This is a genomic window from Ensifer sp. BR816 (genome assembly GCF_000378985.1).
Taxonomy (GTDB): domain Bacteria; phylum Pseudomonadota; class Alphaproteobacteria; order Rhizobiales; family Rhizobiaceae; genus Sinorhizobium.
Genome location: NZ_KB905371.1, coordinates 198519 through 212756 on the forward strand (window position 1 = coordinate 198519; position 14238 = coordinate 212756).

Here is a 14238-nt window from a genome sequence, read left to right on the forward strand (position 1 = left end):
GCACTGATGGTGTGGATACCCCTCCTCGGCGGCAGCGCGATATATCATGCTGCCTAGTTATCTGGAACTAAAATTCACTACATTGTATGCTTGGCCTCTTCATTGGAGGTTGAGGCATGGCAAATGCGACTGGCCGACCAACGGCCCCATTGGTTTTGAGCGAGGCGGAGCGGGAATATCTGGAGCGACAGGTGCGCAAGCATCGTGTTGCACGCTCCATGTCGGAGCGGTGCCGGATCATTCTTCGCTGTGGCGAGGGAGTTCCGAGCAAGGTCGTTGCGGGCGAGCTCGGCGTGCATGAACATACGGTTGGCAAATGGCGACGGCGCTTTCTTAAAGACCGGCTCGATGGTCTGCTCGACGAAGTTCGCCCTGGTCGGCCCCGAACAATCGACGACGATCAGATTGCGGCTGTGATCGAGCGCACGCTGCGTTCAACGCCAAGCGATGCGACCCATTGGTCGATCCGCTCGATGGCAGGGGCCACAGGCTTTTCGCACACGACGATCCGCCGGATATGGAACGCTTTCGGCCTGCAGCCTCATCGCACAGAGACGTTCAAGCTTTCCAGCGATCCTTTGTTCGTCGATAAGGTCCGCGATATCGTCGGTCTTTATCTGTCACCTCCCAATCGGGCGCTGGTTCTCAGCGTGGACGAGAAGAGCCAAATCCAGGCTCTCGACCGCGAGCAGCCAGTGCTGCCGATGATGCCTGGCGTGCCGGAACGGCGCACGCATTCCTATGTCCGACACGGCACAACCACGTTGTTTGCCGCTCTGGATGTCGCCTCCGGCTTTGTCATCGGCAAATGCTACAAGCGGCACCGTGCCACCGAATTCCTGGATTTCCTGAAGCAGATCGATGCGAGCGTACCGTCCGATTTGGACGTTCATATCGTCATGGACAACTATGCGACCCACAAAACTGCAACGGTCAAAAACTGGCTGATGCGACGGCCGCGCTACCACGTGCACTTCACCCCGACCTCGGCGTCATGGATCAATCAGGTCGAACGCTGGTTTGCGGAACTGACCCGCAAGCAGCTCCGTCGCGGCGTCCACACTTCGACAATGCAGCTCGAGGCCGACATCCGAAGCTTCATCGAACGCCATAACGAGAACCCGAAGCCTTACAGGTGGACGAAATCCGCAGACGACATCCTGACCTCCGTCAAACGTTTCTGCCAGAAAGTCCAGGACTTATGACACGAATTTCGGATTCAGGTGACTAGCACTACTTTGGCAGGTTAACGCTTTGTTATCCAAGATGGCTTGATGCTGCGCGCTCCGATGAGGAGGAGCGCGTCATGGTGGGATGGCATGAGGAGTTGATGGACTGGCTTCAGCCGTTTCTGGCGCCGCTGGGGCACAAGCGGCGGCGCCAAATGTGCCCGGCCTATGTAGCGGGGCTGATCGGCCCTGGCGATCGCAAGAGCGTTCAGCCGATGGCGGCCCGAGATAGCGGCGTGAGCTATGACCAGCTCCATCATTTCATCGGCAGCGGCGTCTGGGATGCCTCTGCGCTCGAAACGGCCCTGCTCATTGAAGCCGACAAGTTGATTGGCGGCGACAATGCCTGGTTGATCATCGACGACACGGCGTTGCCGAAGAAGGGATGTCACTCGGTTGGCGTTGCGCCCCAATACGCCTCCGCGCTTGGGAAGACAGCCAACTGTCAGTCTCTGGTCTCGGTGACGCTGGCATCGCGCGAGGTTCCGGTGATGGTGGGGCTGCGGCTGTTTCTGCCCGAGACCTGGACGGACGATAAAGAGCGCATGGCGCGGGCCGGCGTGCCGACGGATCGACAGATCGCTCTGACAAAGCCGGAGATCGCGCTTGCAGAGATCGACCGTGTCATCGCCTCCGGCGTCCGTTTCGGCTGCGTGCTTGCCGATTCCGGATACGGATCAAGCGGGCCGTTCCGTCAGGCCTTGAGCGAGCGCGGTCTGCTCTGGGCCGTTGGCCTGTCGCGACGCCAGAACGTCTATCCGGCCGACGTTGCTCTGGTCTTCCCCGTCGCCAGCACCGGCAAGCGCCGCAAATACCACATTGCCGACCGGCCCCCAGTTTCTGCCGAGGCGATGTTGGCGGGCGAGAAATGGCAAAAGGTCAGCTGGCGCCGGGGCACTAAAGGCCGGCTGACATGTCTCTTCGCAGCCTGCCGTGTCCGGGTTGCGGATGGCCATAAGCACCGGATGCTCGATAATCGTGTGCAATGCATGCCTGGCGACGAAGTCTGGCTCGTCGGCGAGCGGCGGTCGACCGGAGAGCAAAAATACTATGTGTCGAACCTGCCGGCCGATACCACCCTCAAGACGCTCGCCGCCACGATCAAAGCGAGATGGGTCTGTGAACAGGCACACCAGCAGCTCAAGGAGGAGCTTGGGCTCGACCACTTCGAAGGCAGATCCTGGACGGGGTTACATCGACATGCCTTGATGACGATGATCGCCTATGCCTTTCTCCAATCCCGCCGCCTCAAGGCTGCGGGACGGAAAAAAAACAATCGCAGCGCCGCCGCCACAACCGAGCATGCCAGCCGTCAGGCAAGCGATCCTCGACATCTTCGCGCGGCCGCCGCCCCTACGGTGCCCGCACTGTAAGATGCTCCTCGCACAACTCGCCAAGCCCAAAGTGCCAAAGTAGTGTTAGTTAGTTAGGGCGCCACGGGTTCCGGAACGCACAGTTCTGCAATCTAGTGTACGAGTTCAGTCGCGGCGGTCTCTGAAGCATCCTGGGTTCGGGAGGCGTCGATTGCCCTCCGCAGATACCGCCGACATACTTTGCGTGCATCATCCATCGTAAAACTCTCCGGATCAATGAACTGACGGAACCAAAAGCCGTCAACCAACGCATAGAGTCCGAGATATACTTCTTCAGCCTCATTCGCTGGAAGGAGCTGCCGGAGCGAATAGAGGAGATTGGATCGAAAACGTCGATTGATCATTCGCTGAATCACTCCAAGCTTTGGGTGCCCGGGGATATGTGCCCAGAATGCTCGCCACGCGAGAGCAGAACCCGGCCTGAGCTGCTTTTTCTGGAGGTTGACGTCGATGTAAGCATCTAGCTTTTGCATTGGCGTCGGGTTTGATGGGAGCAGCCGACGCATCTCCGATGCCTTGTCAGAGAGAAGACGGCGGAAAGCCGCCTCTAACAGCTCTTCCTTTCCGTCAAAATAGTGATTGACGAGGCCTGGCGAGACCCCGGCCTGCTGAGCGATCGTCGCCAAAGTTGTGTCTGACAATCCGTGCTCTGCAATTGACATGATAGCCGCGTCGATCAGCTCGCTTCGTCTATAATCCCTTACTTTAGTGCGCGGCATGCCCTTTCCCTAACCCATTCTCGATTATTGTTCAATAGAACAAAACTTTGTTTGACTCAACAAACTTTTCCCATCATGATGACTTGGAAATGGCAGTCGTGAGGCGGATCCTCATTTTTAAGGTTGCAACGCGACCTCATCCGAATACGCGAGCGTGAATCTCGGCGGCAATAAAGGAGAACGACCACGTGATCTTGCCTGAAGAATTCAAACGGACTGCGGTTGTAGCAGTGGATCTACAAAACGACTGTATCGAGCCAGACGGAGCTTGGCCGATCTACAATCGCGACGAGCTGCTTCGGGGGGCCAAAATCGTCCTCGACGCGAGCCGCGCAGCAGGCTTGCCGATAATCTACACTCAGCACTGGCTCGATCCTAGGGGGGTAGATGCTCTTCACCTTGATCTTCGAAGCGACGGTCGCCCGAAACACGGCATTGCCGACACTCCCGCCGCAGAGATTCACATAAACCTGAAGCCGGAGGCGCAAGATCTACTCGTGCGAAAGCAGCGATTCAGCGCCTTCTACAATACGAATCTGGAACTTCTGTTGCGCCGACTCGATGTCGACCATCTGATCATGTTCGGTGCCTGGACCGAGGCTTGTTTCGAGACCACGGTTTGGGACGCCATTTGGCGCGACTACCGCATTACCATCGTCAAGGATGCGTGCGGCACCTTGACCGAACTCATGCACATGACCGCGATCCTTGACTTGGCCAATTGGCTCTACGCGGGCTCGGTCATCACTTCAGACAATCTCAAAAAAGCGCTGGAGGGCGCACCCCATAAGGCCTGGCGTTTTGAGACGCCGAGCGCATTTGCATACACGCTGGATAACGTGAGGGCTCTCTACAACTCGCTTTGAAATTTCAAAACAGAAAAAGGGGGAAGCAATGCAACGCCGAACATTTATCCAAGCCACTGCAACTTTTACGTTCGGTGCCGTCGCGGCTGGCTCGCTACCTGCCTTCGGGGGCGAGGAGTTGCGGCTTCTTACTTGGGAGGGTTATGCGGAAAACGCGTGGGTGAAGAACTTTGAGGCCGAGCATGGAGTTCGGTTGTCGAAGACCTATGTGGGATCTAACGACGAATACATGGCCAAGCTGGCGGCAGGCGGCGGCGATTATGACCTAGTGGTAATCGTTAGTTCCCTCGCTCGACGAGCGATCGACGCCGGATTCGTGGAGCCTCTTGACCTGAGCCAAATCCCCAACTTTGAAAACATTTTCCCGCGCGTGAAAAATGTTCCCTTCATTGCTAAGGATGGCCAAATTTACGCGGCGCCCACCTTTCTTTTCGTTAGCCCGGTTACGGTGAATGCAAAAGCGCTACCGGAGGGAAACGACTTCGGAGTTCTTTTCGACCGGAAGAATGCTGGAAGGATCGCGATGTGGGACGATGTCTCCACTCTCGGAGACGTTGCAAACTGGATGGGAATCGACGACATCTGGAACATGACCGACGATCAACTGGCAGCCGTCCGGGCCAAGCTCGTCGAACAGAAGCCGCTTGTCCGCACTTACTGGTCGCAGCAAGGCGAAGCTATGGACCTGTTTGCCAACAACGAAGTCATAGCTGCCAATTCCTCGTCCTACATCACCAAAATCTTGAAGGAGAGAGGCGTTCCTGTTCGCGAATTTCTGGGCAAACCACCGCTAGGCGGCATTGATTCACATTTCGTGGTGAAGGGCAGCCCCAATCGAGAGTTGGCTCACCGCTTCATCAATCACATTCTCAGCGCGGAATCGCAGGGCAGCATCGCCGACGTGACTGGCTACATGCCCACGAATCCCGCTTCGAAAGCCCACATGCGGCCGGAGACATGGACTGAGCTCGGCCTGGACGACATAAGTCGAGAGATCGACTCCATGAAGTTTTGGGATGATATTCCGAGGCGCGCCCGCTACATTGAGGTGCTGAACGAAGTGAAGGCAGCGTGACGCATGGGATCGACTGCGCTGCTGAAAAGCTCAGTTAGAGAAGGAGACGCCATTGTTTCCTTCGATCGTGTCGAGAAGCGCTTCGGTGAGTTCGTAGCGATCGAAGACCTTTCTCTCGACGTTCGCAGGGGTGAATTCCTAACCCTGTTAGGCCCTTCGGGTTGTGGCAAGACAACAACCCTGCGGCTGATTAACGGCTTTGAGCTTCCGACACGAGGGACGGTCGCGATCGATGGCCAGGCAGTCAGCGATCTGCCGCCCTTCAAGCGCTGCGTGAACACCGTTTTCCAGAGCTACGCCTTGTTCCCTCATTTGACAGTCGAGGAAAACGTTGCTTACGGGCTGGTGATCAAACGCCTGCCCAGACGTGACGTCGAAAGCCGCGTGCGAGACATGCTCGAGCGGGTTCGATTGAGTGACAAGGCCAAGCGTCGGCCGCGGGATCTGAGCGGCGGTCAAATGCAGCGTGTGGCGCTTGCGCGCGCCTTGGTAAACGAACCAGCGGTGCTGCTGTTGGACGAACCGCTCGGCGCGCTCGATGCAAAGTTGAGGCGTTCGATGCAATTCGAGCTCCGACGCATGCATCAGGATCTCAAGCTGACCATAGTGTGCGTCACCCATGACCAAGAAGAAGCTCTTACTATGAGCGACAGGATCGCCATCATGAACAGCGGCGAATTGATCCAACTGGGGACGCCGCGTGAGGTATTCGAACGCCCCACTTGTCGGTTCGTTGCCGACTTCATTGGCGGCTGCAATTTTCTCGCTGGGTCTGTCGATGGTGCGGGCGTGGTCAAGCTCACGGATGGCATAGCGATCAAGGACGGGGATAGTGGTCCTCCCCGGAAGGTGACCATTGCAGTGCGACCCCAGAACATCAGTCTTGTCTCGCCCGAGGCAACCCCTTTCACAGCCATTGTCCGCGATGTGGCGTACCTTGGCACCATGCAGCGGGTGGCGCTTGAGCGCGGCGAGGTTAGCTTGCATGCTGATTGCCCCGAGAATTACGCAGATATCCGACCGGGAGGCTTGGTCGGCCTCAAGTTCGACCCGGAACATATCGCTTTGTTCGAGGAGGGCTGACTCTGTGGCAGTGCAGGAAGGTCTCACCGCTCCCAGCAGTCCCGAGAGGACTCGATTGTGGAGTCAAACCGGAATTCTCGTCCTGTTTTTAGGACCGGCAGCAGCCTACGCGCTCATCTTCTTGATACTGCCATACGCGAGCGTTTTCCGCTTCAGCGTCTGGGCGGTCGAAAACTATGGGATACACCAAGAGCTGACCGCGGCAAATTACTTGCGAATAGCGGAAAATCCTCTCTATCGCGCGGCGATTCGCAACTCCCTCCTAGTGGCTGGTATCGTGACCACGGCATCCGTGGTCATCGGCTACGCCTTGGCGGTCTACATTGCATTCTTCTCCGGCCGCGGCCAATCAGCCCTGTTCTTTCTTCTGGTCATCCCGCTCTGGACAAGCTTTCTTCTCCGGGCCTTCATCTGGCGTATGATCCTTGGCCGCCAAGGGATTCTGAACAGCGCGCTTCTGTGGGTTGGAGTCGTCGACAAGCCGATAGACGTCCTGCTCTTCAACATGTTCAGCGTTTGTCTGACGCTGACGTACGTGTTCATCCCCTTCGTCGCGCTCCCGGTCTACGCCGCTCTTGAGAAAATCCCAAAAGACCTAATTGAGGCGAGCATGGATTTGGGCGGAAGCGCATGGGTCACGTTCCGACGGATCATAATCCCACTTAGTCTCCCAGGCGTGGTCACGGGTGCCATTTTCACCTTCTGTTTAAGCTTCGGCGACTTCGTAACTCCAACCCTGCTCGGCGGTCCGGACGTTCTCATGGTAAGCAGCGTCATCATAAATCAGTTCGGCGCCTCCTTTGACTGGCCCATGGGAAGCGCACTGGCCGTCATCGTGATCGTTATCGTGGCGACAGGAGTGGCGCTTGCCACTCAACTGGAGCGACGCAATGGGTGAAGCAATGAGACGCTGGGGGGGAGGACTTGGGACTCTGTTTCGAATCCTGGGCATAACCTCGTTGTTATTCCTGTACCTGCCCATTGTGGTCCTTATTCTCTTTTCCTTCAGTGCCGGGCGGACGTTCACCTTTCCAATCATAGGATACACGACCCACTGGTATGCTGCTCTCGCTGAGAACAGCGATCTACTGCGCTCCCTCAAGAACAGCTTTCTTGTGGCTGCTGGGGTTGTTCCGCTGACGCTGCTTCTTGGCATTCCCGCCGCGTATGCGTTAAGCCGAATTCCTTTTCGCGGCAGAGGAGTCCTGGAGCACGTATTCATGCTGCCCCTCATGATCCCGGGTCTGATCACAGGACTTTCGATCCTACTCCTATTGAAGGAATTCAATCTGGGGCTTTCCCTCTTTTCGGTGGTGCTGGGACATACCGTGGCCTGCCTGCCGGTGGTGATGGCGCAGGTAACTGCTCGCCTGCGCACACTGGATCCGCGCCTAGAGGAAGCAAGTCAGGACCTAGGCGCTGGAACTATCGAGACCTTTCTTCGCGTCGTGCTACCGAACCTGACAACCGCCATTGTTGGCAGTGCGCTGCTTGTATTCATCCTGAGCTTCGACGAGATCGCTATCACATTCATGCTCACAGGCACCGAGAACACCTTGCCGATGTACATTTGGGCCAGCTTGCGGCGCGGGGTCAGCCCCGAACTCTGCGCGATCGCTGCACTGATGGTTGCGGTGTCAATCTGCTTGGTATTCACGGGGCTGCGGTTTTCCAAGTCAGGAGCAGAATAGCGGTCTTTCAGTCCGGGATAAAAGATTGAGATGCTTGCGACTACCGGACTATCGGCTGTTGCGCGGATCTCGTCGCCAAAGTCGCGATCGCTGCATCGCCCAGGCGTTGGTATTCGGCGAAGTTGCCCCCGGGGTTCGAAGCATGCTCACTCCAGCGACACCTTGGCGGGTGACGATCCCGAACTCGGCAAGATGTCCCCGCAAAGCGTCGATCAGCATAGTCCACTGACGGATCAGTAGCTCCCGGACCCGATGTAGCATGAGAACACTCTGCTGCTCCTCGCTCTTGATCGGACGAAACGCATCGTGGGTCGGCTCACCCCCTCGTAGAAGGCCTCAGCGCAGGTGGCGTCATTCTTCTGCCGCTTTGCATACGGCTTCCGTAATGGGCGCCTCCCGGTTAATCCCCGATTGTCTCGCCTCCGGTTTCTTCCTTACGTCCGTGGTTAGCCGATCAGCCGCCACTTGATGTGGCTAGAGGAGTGGAGGAGCCCATCTCCACAGCGTAGTCGAACCACATCCGTACGTACGGCTTACCCCATCCACGGTCCCGACGACGGGCCTCGGGTAGCAGCAACACCGCGCTACGAAGCTTGTCATGCCGATTCCGATGAAGCCGCCCCTTTGTTCCGAGATTGCGGGTTTCGGCAAAGTCCGGACAGGATTACCGGAAATCCTGTCCGGACTTTGCCGAAGCAGGCATTCCGAGATGATTGCGCCCCCGGTTTCCGGGATGATCTCGCCCCCTGTTTAGTGGGGTCTGCAGGCGATGATTGTTGTCAGTTCATTCAGGCGAGGTGTCAAGCTTTGCGCGGTAGATTTCGGCGCAGACTATCGCCGCTCAATTTGATGCGGTGGGCATTGTGGACCAACCTGTCGAGTATGGCATCGGCATAGGTTGGGTCGCCAATGACGCCGTGCCATGCGGACCCGGGAAGTTGGCTGGTAATGATCGTTGATCTGCGTCCATAGCGGTCTTCGAGGATTTCCAGCAGGTCGTGGCGGGCCTGTTCGTTGAGCGGCTCGAGCCCCCAATCATCCAGTATCAGGAGCTGAACATGGCCTAAGGTCCGTTGCAGCCGGGCATACCTGCCGTCACCGCGCGCGAGCGCAAGCTGGGCAAACAGCCTTGGGACACGCTGATAGAGAACTGAGCGATCGTCTCGGCAAGCCTTGTGGCCGAGAGCGCAAGCCAACCAACTCTTTCCGACACCCGAGGGGCCGCAAATGGCCAGATTGTCATGGGCGTTGATCCAGTCGCCACCGAGCAGCTTCATGAAGAGAGCACGGTCGAGGCCGCGATAGTCGACATCTTCTGGGGTGGCCTGGTGGCGAAGCTTGGCAAACCTGAGGCGTGCCGCAAGCTTCCGATCGTAACGGGAGCTCCATTCCCGTTCGAGCAGCAGTCCGAACCATTCGGCGTGCGATGTCGGGCGAAATGAAAAACTGACCCCGCATTGCCTCAAACAAAATGTTACCGATAGTGCTGATGCTCCGACCGGGATGGCCATGGCTCGCTGTCCCGATTCGGAGGATGGATGGCGAGGCGCATCAGTATGGCGACACGATCGGAACTTGTAGAAGCAATTGTTGACCGATATCGAAGGGCGCGTCGCGACGACAAGGGCCGGGTCCTGGATGAGTTTGTGGCGGTAACCGGCTATCATCGCAAGCACGCGATCCGCGTTTTGAATCGTCGTGAGATGAAGCCATCTTCGGGTAAGGGTCGTCATCTTCTTCGCTATGAGAATGACGTGCGTGAGGCACTCATTGTGTTGTGGGAAGCCTCGGAACGGCTGTGCTCCAAACGCCTCAAGCCCTTGATACCTGTCTTGTTGCCCGCGCTCGAGCGTCACGGCCAGCTGGCTCTGAACGACGTGCTCCGCTCCAAGCTGATGACGGTGAGCCCGGCAACGATCGATCGGCTTCTAACAGAAGTCCGCTTGGTAGCTCGTGGCGGTCAGCGCCGACGGACAGGAATGAGCTCTGCAGTGCGCCGCTCGGTTCCGGTGCGCACCTTCGGAGATTGGGATGATCCGTTGCCCGGCTTCGTCGAGGTCGATTTTGTAGCGCATTCCGGCACGTCTTCCTCGGGAAGCTTTGTGCAGACGATGGTGTTGACCGATATCGCCACCGGCTGGACCGAATGCATTCCGGTCCGAACGCGCGACAGTGGCAATGTGATCATGGCGATCAAACTGGCGCGCTCGCGGTTTCCCTTTCCGCTAAGGGGTGTCGACTTCGACAACGACAGCGCCTTCATGAACGCGTTGGTGGTCTCCTGGTGCCGCAGCGAGGATCTGGAAGTGACACGCTCTCGCGCTTACCGAAAGAATGATCAAGCACATGTCGAGCAAAAGAACGGCGCCATCGTGCGTCGCCTGGTTGGATATGGCCGGTTTGTAGGCGCGGATGCGACGGCGGCTCTTGAGCGACTTTACGAGGTAGTGCGACTTAACGTCAACCTGTTCCAGCCTTCATTCAAGCTGCAAGAGAAAACGCGCATCGGTGCCCGAGTGATCAAGCGTTATCATCCGCCCGTGCCACCGGCAGCTCGTGTCCTTGCACATCCCGCTGTGACCGAGGCCGATAAGGAGCGGCTACGGACCTTGCTGGCAACAGCCGATCCCGTGCTTTTGTTTGCCGGCGTTCGCGCTGCGCAGGAAGAGCTTGGAAAACGGGTCGATCGGCGTGGCCTGAATGCGAGGGTTGACGAGCCACTGGTTATCGATCTCCGGAGCTTTGCTGCGAACTTGAAAACAGCCTGGAAGAACGGCGAGACCCGAGCAACACATCGACGACCGTATCGGCGGACCAAACCCTGGCCGAAGAGGCCCAGCATGTACGAGCCATACGAGACGCTTATCAAGGATTGGTTGAAGGAAGACCCAACGCTTTCGGCAGCGGCCGTGCTACAGCGCCTGACAGAGATCGCTCCAGCTCGCTTCAAAGAAAAGAACATTAGAATGGTGCAACGGCTCGTAAAGACCTGGCGCATGGAAATGGCCGGGCTGATCATCCTGGATGGAGATTGGATCAAGCGTGTGCCCGTATCAACTGCCGCCGCGGCGGCAGCTGATACGGGCATCTCGGCGTTCGCTGCGCTCGGTAACATTCCTCGGTGAGGCAATAGGAGGGGTCAATTCCTCGATTCGCTTGACATGCGAGAGATGTTCGGCTTCGCCGTTGGCAACAAGTTCGCCAAAGGCCTTTGCCATGCCGGCCAGGCCCATGGCATTCAATTTATCCAGTGTTGGATGAGCAAGCATCTTTCGTTCTCCTTAGTGGTAATAGCGAGGTCCGCGGATGTTGGCGTGATGGATCGGTTCATGCGACGCCGCTCCATTTGAGGCAGCCGTCCGGTCAAGGTGATTGTCGAGGATGGATCGCACCGAGCCATAGGTCCGTGCGCCAATCTCCAACGCACGGCCGCCTCCAACGCACGGCCGCAAGCGGCATTGACCCTGTCGCGGCCGAAGCTCTTGTTGAGGCGGATGATGCCGAGGCAAGCTCGAAAGCCCTGCTCGGGATGAGGCCTGTCGGCAAGAATGCGCTCGCACAACAGCGCAACATCCGGCCCCATCGCAGAGGCTTCGCGTTGAATCCGTTCAATCGTCCAGTCGGCAAAGCGGCGATGCGCAGAGGGCATATGATCGGGGATCGTCGTGTGCTTGCCGTTGCTGCTGGAGCGCCGGTGAGCGGCAATTCGCTCGCCCTTGTGGAAGATCTCGATCGTATTGGCGGTGATACGAGCCTCGACCTGCTCGCGGGCAAAGCGATAGCGAACGGAATAATAGTGCCGCTCGATCTCGACGTGATAATCCAGCCAGGCGCGCCGTCTGCGCCAATCGGTCGAAATACAGACCTGAAAGGCCGGACCGCAAACCGTGGAAAATATCCTGGCCAAAACAATGTCGGACGCGCGGCCCGCGAAGCAGACCGGCCCCTACGGCGCGTTGGGAAGCGCGGCGCCGGACTGCTTCGCTCCGTCGGGGGCAATCTTCCGCCGTCCACAGCGATATCATCGACACCAGCTTGACCGGGATAAGTTCGTAGTCACATTTACCTTCAACGATCCGCGCCTCACATGCGCGCGATCAAATCGGAACGGTGCGCGGCATCAGGTTGGAATGCATGCGCGCGATCGTCGGAATCCGCAGCCCCCTATATCACCACGGAATTGGCCCTCAAATGGGCCCAGCGGCCCCTAAGAACGCAACCTTCAAACTGGGCCAAGCGATTGGGCTACATTCGCGGATTTGCCCGTCATCGGGTTGCCACCGATCAGCGGACACAAATTCCGCCAGACGGGCTGTTTCCTTTTCGCCCGAAGCGGGCGCGCCCATATCTTTATTCACAGGACGACATCCGGCGGCTTCTGTCCGCCGCACTTGAGATGCCGTGCCATTATACCTGCTGCAAACTCAGGCCGTTGACATACTACTGCCTGTTCGGATTGCTGAGCGTGGCCGGTCTGCGCCTCGGCGAGGCCCGGAACCTCAAGCTTTCGGACATCGATTTCGAAGCCATGGTGTTGACGATCCGCGGCACGAAGTTTGGAAAGTCCCGTCTCGTGCCGATGCACGCAACAACGTGCGCAGTCCTGCAAGATCTTATCAAACGCCGACATCGACATAACGCAGCCCTGGCGGCGTCACCTTATTTGTTCACCTCCTATCGAGGTAATCGCCTCGACGTGGGTGACATTCATCGAACATTCTATGCTCTGTCCCGGCGGATTGGTCTGCGCGGGATCGATGACAGCCACGGCCCGCGTCTGCACGACATGCGGCACGTCTTCGCCACAAATACGCTGTTGCGCTGGTATCAAGCCGAGCAAGATCCAGAGCGACTTCTGCCGATTTTGTCCACCTATCTCGGCCATGCCCACGTGGCCGACACGCAATGGTATCTGAGTGCCTCCCCTGAGTTGATGACAGAAGCGATGCGTCGTCTTGAACGCCGCTGGGAGGACCGGACATGATCAAACATGCCAGTCTGGCGCCGCTTTTAGAGCGCTTTTTTATTCAACGCCTGATGCAACAGCGGCAGGCAAGCGCCCATACGATCAGTTCCTACAGGGACACTTTTCGGCAGTTACTGAAGTTCGCCGAACGAACTTTGCATAAGCCGCCATCTCGCCTGAGCTTCGAGGAGATCGACACCCCGTTGATTACGGCCTTCCTTGATGAGCTTGAGAGCAATCAGGGGATCAGCGTCCGCAGTCGCAATCTACGCCTCACGGCAATTCATTCCTTCTTTCGCTATGCGGCCTTCGAGGCGCCGGAGCATTCCGCTCAAATTCAACGTGTTCTTGCCATTCCCAGCAAGCGCTTCACTCGAACGCTCGTCAGTTTCCTGACCCGCCCGGAAGTGGATGCACTGCTGGCCGCACCGGATCGATCGACCTGGGCCGGGCGGCGCGATCACGCGTTTCTCCTGGTCGCCGTGCAGACCGGCTTGCGTCTATCGGAGATCACCAGTCTCAAGCGGGATGATCTCTTTTTCGGCACGGGGGCTCATCTGCGCGTCATCGGTAAAGGACGTAAGGAACGCTGCACCCCATTCGCCAAGTCGACAACCCTAGTGTTGAGAAACTGGCTGAAAGAGCCTCAGCGCGGTGAAGAGGGCATCCTGTTTCCCAGCACCAGGGGCCAACGGCTCAGCGTTCATGGTGTCCAGTATATTTTGAACAAGCACCGCCAGACCGCTTCTGGCGCGTGCCCGTCGCTGAACGGGAAGCGCGTCACTGTTCATCGCCTGAGGCACACAATGGCCATGGACCTGCTGCAGGCGGGCGTCGACCGCGCCGTGATTGCCTTGTGGCTCGGCCATGAATCGGTTGAGACCACCCAAATCTATCTCGAGGCGACATTGGTGATGAAGGAAGCAGCCTTGGCGAAGACCTCCCCGTATTCCGGCAAGTCATCCCGCTTTCGACCTGACGACAATTTGTTGGGGTTCTTAAACAGCCTGTAAATCGAGCTGACTATGTCGGGTGGCTTGCGGCGAAACTGTAGGAAATATATCAATTCCTCAGACACTTACCTTTAGGAACAAAGCTTCCCGACATAGTCCGGCAGGGCAGATAGTGGCGCTTGGACTAACCCGCTCCGCTACGCCGGAGCGGGAAGGAGGTCAGGTATTCAGTAGGAGCCCCAACTGCGAGAGGATGGGACGGCTGTTTAGCAGCCATTCCATC

At 57.8% G+C, this 14238-nt stretch carries 12 protein-coding genes and 3 pseudogenes; 10 read left to right on the forward strand and 5 right to left on the reverse strand.

What is annotated here, in order from left to right; translation table 11 throughout:
• The first annotated feature begins 116 nt into the window (after window positions 1–116).
• Both RHIBR816_RS0130555 and RHIBR816_RS34815 read left to right on the forward strand, forming a co-directional pair.
• On the forward strand, window positions 117–1205 hold the full coding sequence (locus tag RHIBR816_RS0130555; RefSeq protein WP_026187620.1) for an IS630 family transposase: 1089 nt from the start codon (window positions 117–119) through the stop codon (window positions 1203–1205).
• A 101-nt stretch (window positions 1206–1306) separates the two neighbouring features.
• Window positions 1307–2602 carry an IS701 family transposase gene (locus RHIBR816_RS34815; RefSeq protein WP_018240395.1) on the forward strand — a complete coding sequence of 432 codons (1296 nt, stop codon included), beginning with the start codon at window positions 1307–1309 and terminating at the stop codon, window positions 2600–2602.
• Between the two features lie 92 nt (window positions 2603–2694).
• On the opposite strand, the gene betI is transcribed toward RHIBR816_RS34815, so the two are convergent.
• Window positions 2695–3321, reverse strand: a complete 627-nt coding sequence (gene betI / locus RHIBR816_RS34820) for a transcriptional regulator BetI (RefSeq protein ID WP_018240396.1) — start codon at window positions 3319–3321, stop codon at window positions 2695–2697.
• 188 nt (window positions 3322–3509) lie between these two features.
• On the opposite strand from betI, the gene RHIBR816_RS0130570 reads away from it, so the two are divergent.
• From RHIBR816_RS0130570 to RHIBR816_RS0130590, 5 genes are read left to right on the forward strand one after another with little or no spacing between them, the layout of a single operon-like run.
• Window positions 3510–4187, forward strand: coding sequence for a cysteine hydrolase family protein (locus RHIBR816_RS0130570; RefSeq protein WP_018240397.1), 678 nt, complete (start codon window positions 3510–3512; stop codon window positions 4185–4187).
• A gap of 28 nt (window positions 4188–4215) precedes the next feature.
• Window positions 4216–5262, forward strand: coding sequence for a PotD/PotF family extracellular solute-binding protein (locus tag RHIBR816_RS34825; protein WP_018240398.1), 1047 nt, complete (start codon window positions 4216–4218; stop codon window positions 5260–5262).
• Between the two features lie 3 nt (window positions 5263–5265).
• Window positions 5266–6345 (forward strand): ABC transporter ATP-binding protein, encoded by a 1080-nt coding sequence (locus RHIBR816_RS0130580; protein WP_018240399.1) that lies wholly within the window; start codon window positions 5266–5268, stop codon window positions 6343–6345.
• 4 nt (window positions 6346–6349) lie between these two features.
• A complete protein-coding gene (locus tag RHIBR816_RS0130585; protein WP_157628278.1) occupies window positions 6350–7243 on the forward strand; it encodes an ABC transporter permease in 894 nt (297 codons plus the stop codon).
• Entirely contained in the window at window positions 7236–8036 is an 801-nt protein-coding gene (locus tag RHIBR816_RS0130590; protein ID WP_018240401.1) for an ABC transporter permease, read from the forward strand. Before RHIBR816_RS0130585 ends, RHIBR816_RS0130590 begins: the two co-directional genes overlap by 8 nt.
• Before the next feature lie 138 nt (window positions 8037–8174).
• Here RHIBR816_RS0130590 and RHIBR816_RS36675 read toward each other — a convergent pair.
• Together RHIBR816_RS36675 and istB are read right to left on the reverse strand one after the other, a co-directional pair.
• Window positions 8175–8416, reverse strand: a pseudogene (locus tag RHIBR816_RS36675) (IS110 family transposase); the annotation flags it as partial.
• Window positions 8417–8836: 420 nt separating this feature from the next.
• The gene (istB, locus tag RHIBR816_RS0130595; RefSeq protein WP_371259076.1) at window positions 8837–9547 is read right to left on the reverse strand and encodes an IS21-like element helper ATPase IstB; all 711 of its coding nucleotides are present in this window, start codon (window positions 9545–9547) and stop codon (window positions 8837–8839) included.
• Window positions 9548–9574: 27 nt separating this feature from the next.
• Here istB and RHIBR816_RS0130600 point away from each other — a divergent pair, with 27 nt between their 5' ends.
• Window positions 9575–11161 (forward strand): DDE-type integrase/transposase/recombinase, encoded by a 1587-nt coding sequence (locus tag RHIBR816_RS0130600; RefSeq protein ID WP_018240403.1) that lies wholly within the window; start codon window positions 9575–9577, stop codon window positions 11159–11161.
• A gap of 30 nt (window positions 11162–11191) precedes the next feature.
• Here RHIBR816_RS0130600 and RHIBR816_RS37760 read toward each other — a convergent pair.
• Window positions 11192–11305: pseudogene (locus RHIBR816_RS37760) on the reverse strand (ATP-binding protein); the annotation flags it as partial.
• Between the two features lie 12 nt (window positions 11306–11317).
• A pseudogene (locus RHIBR816_RS0130605) lies at window positions 11318–11883 on the reverse strand (IS21 family transposase); the annotation flags it as partial.
• A 240-nt stretch (window positions 11884–12123) separates the two neighbouring features.
• On the opposite strand from RHIBR816_RS0130605, the gene RHIBR816_RS0130610 reads away from it, so the two are divergent.
• Window positions 12124–13020 carry a tyrosine-type recombinase/integrase gene (locus RHIBR816_RS0130610; protein WP_084811361.1) on the forward strand — a complete coding sequence of 299 codons (897 nt, stop codon included), beginning with the start codon at window positions 12124–12126 and terminating at the stop codon, window positions 13018–13020.
• Window positions 13017–14015, forward strand: a complete 999-nt coding sequence (locus tag RHIBR816_RS0130615; protein ID WP_018240405.1) for a site-specific integrase — start codon at window positions 13017–13019, stop codon at window positions 14013–14015. The genes RHIBR816_RS0130610 and RHIBR816_RS0130615 overlap by 4 nt, the downstream gene beginning before the upstream one ends.
• The last annotated feature ends 223 nt before the right edge of the window (window positions 14016–14238 follow it).

What these genes read in the sequence shown, in the direction of transcription:
- RHIBR816_RS0130555 (WP_026187620.1), top strand. Translation starts at nt 117, where the DNA reads ATGGCAAATGCGACTGGCCGACCAACGGCCCCATTGGTTTTGAGCGAG.
- RHIBR816_RS34815 (WP_018240395.1), top strand. Translation starts at nt 1,307, where the DNA reads ATGGTGGGATGGCATGAGGAGTTGATGGACTGGCTTCAGCCGTTTCTG.
- betI (WP_018240396.1), bottom strand. Translation starts at nt 3,321, where the DNA reads ATGCCGCGCACTAAAGTAAGGGATTATAGACGAAGCGAGCTGATCGAC.
- RHIBR816_RS34825 (WP_018240398.1), top strand. Translation starts at nt 4,216, where the DNA reads ATGCAACGCCGAACATTTATCCAAGCCACTGCAACTTTTACGTTCGGT.
- RHIBR816_RS0130580 (WP_018240399.1), top strand. Translation starts at nt 5,266, where the DNA reads ATGGGATCGACTGCGCTGCTGAAAAGCTCAGTTAGAGAAGGAGACGCC.
- RHIBR816_RS0130590 (WP_018240401.1), top strand. Translation starts at nt 7,236, where the DNA reads ATGGGTGAAGCAATGAGACGCTGGGGGGGAGGACTTGGGACTCTGTTT.
- istB (WP_371259076.1), bottom strand. Translation starts at nt 9,547, where the DNA reads ATGGCCATCCCGGTCGGAGCATCAGCACTATCGGTAACATTTTGTTTG.
- RHIBR816_RS0130600 (WP_018240403.1), top strand. Translation starts at nt 9,575, where the DNA reads ATGGCGAGGCGCATCAGTATGGCGACACGATCGGAACTTGTAGAAGCA.
- RHIBR816_RS0130610 (WP_084811361.1), top strand. Translation starts at nt 12,124, where the DNA reads ATGCGCGCGATCAAATCGGAACGGTGCGCGGCATCAGGTTGGAATGCA.
- RHIBR816_RS0130615 (WP_018240405.1), top strand. Translation starts at nt 13,017, where the DNA reads ATGATCAAACATGCCAGTCTGGCGCCGCTTTTAGAGCGCTTTTTTATT.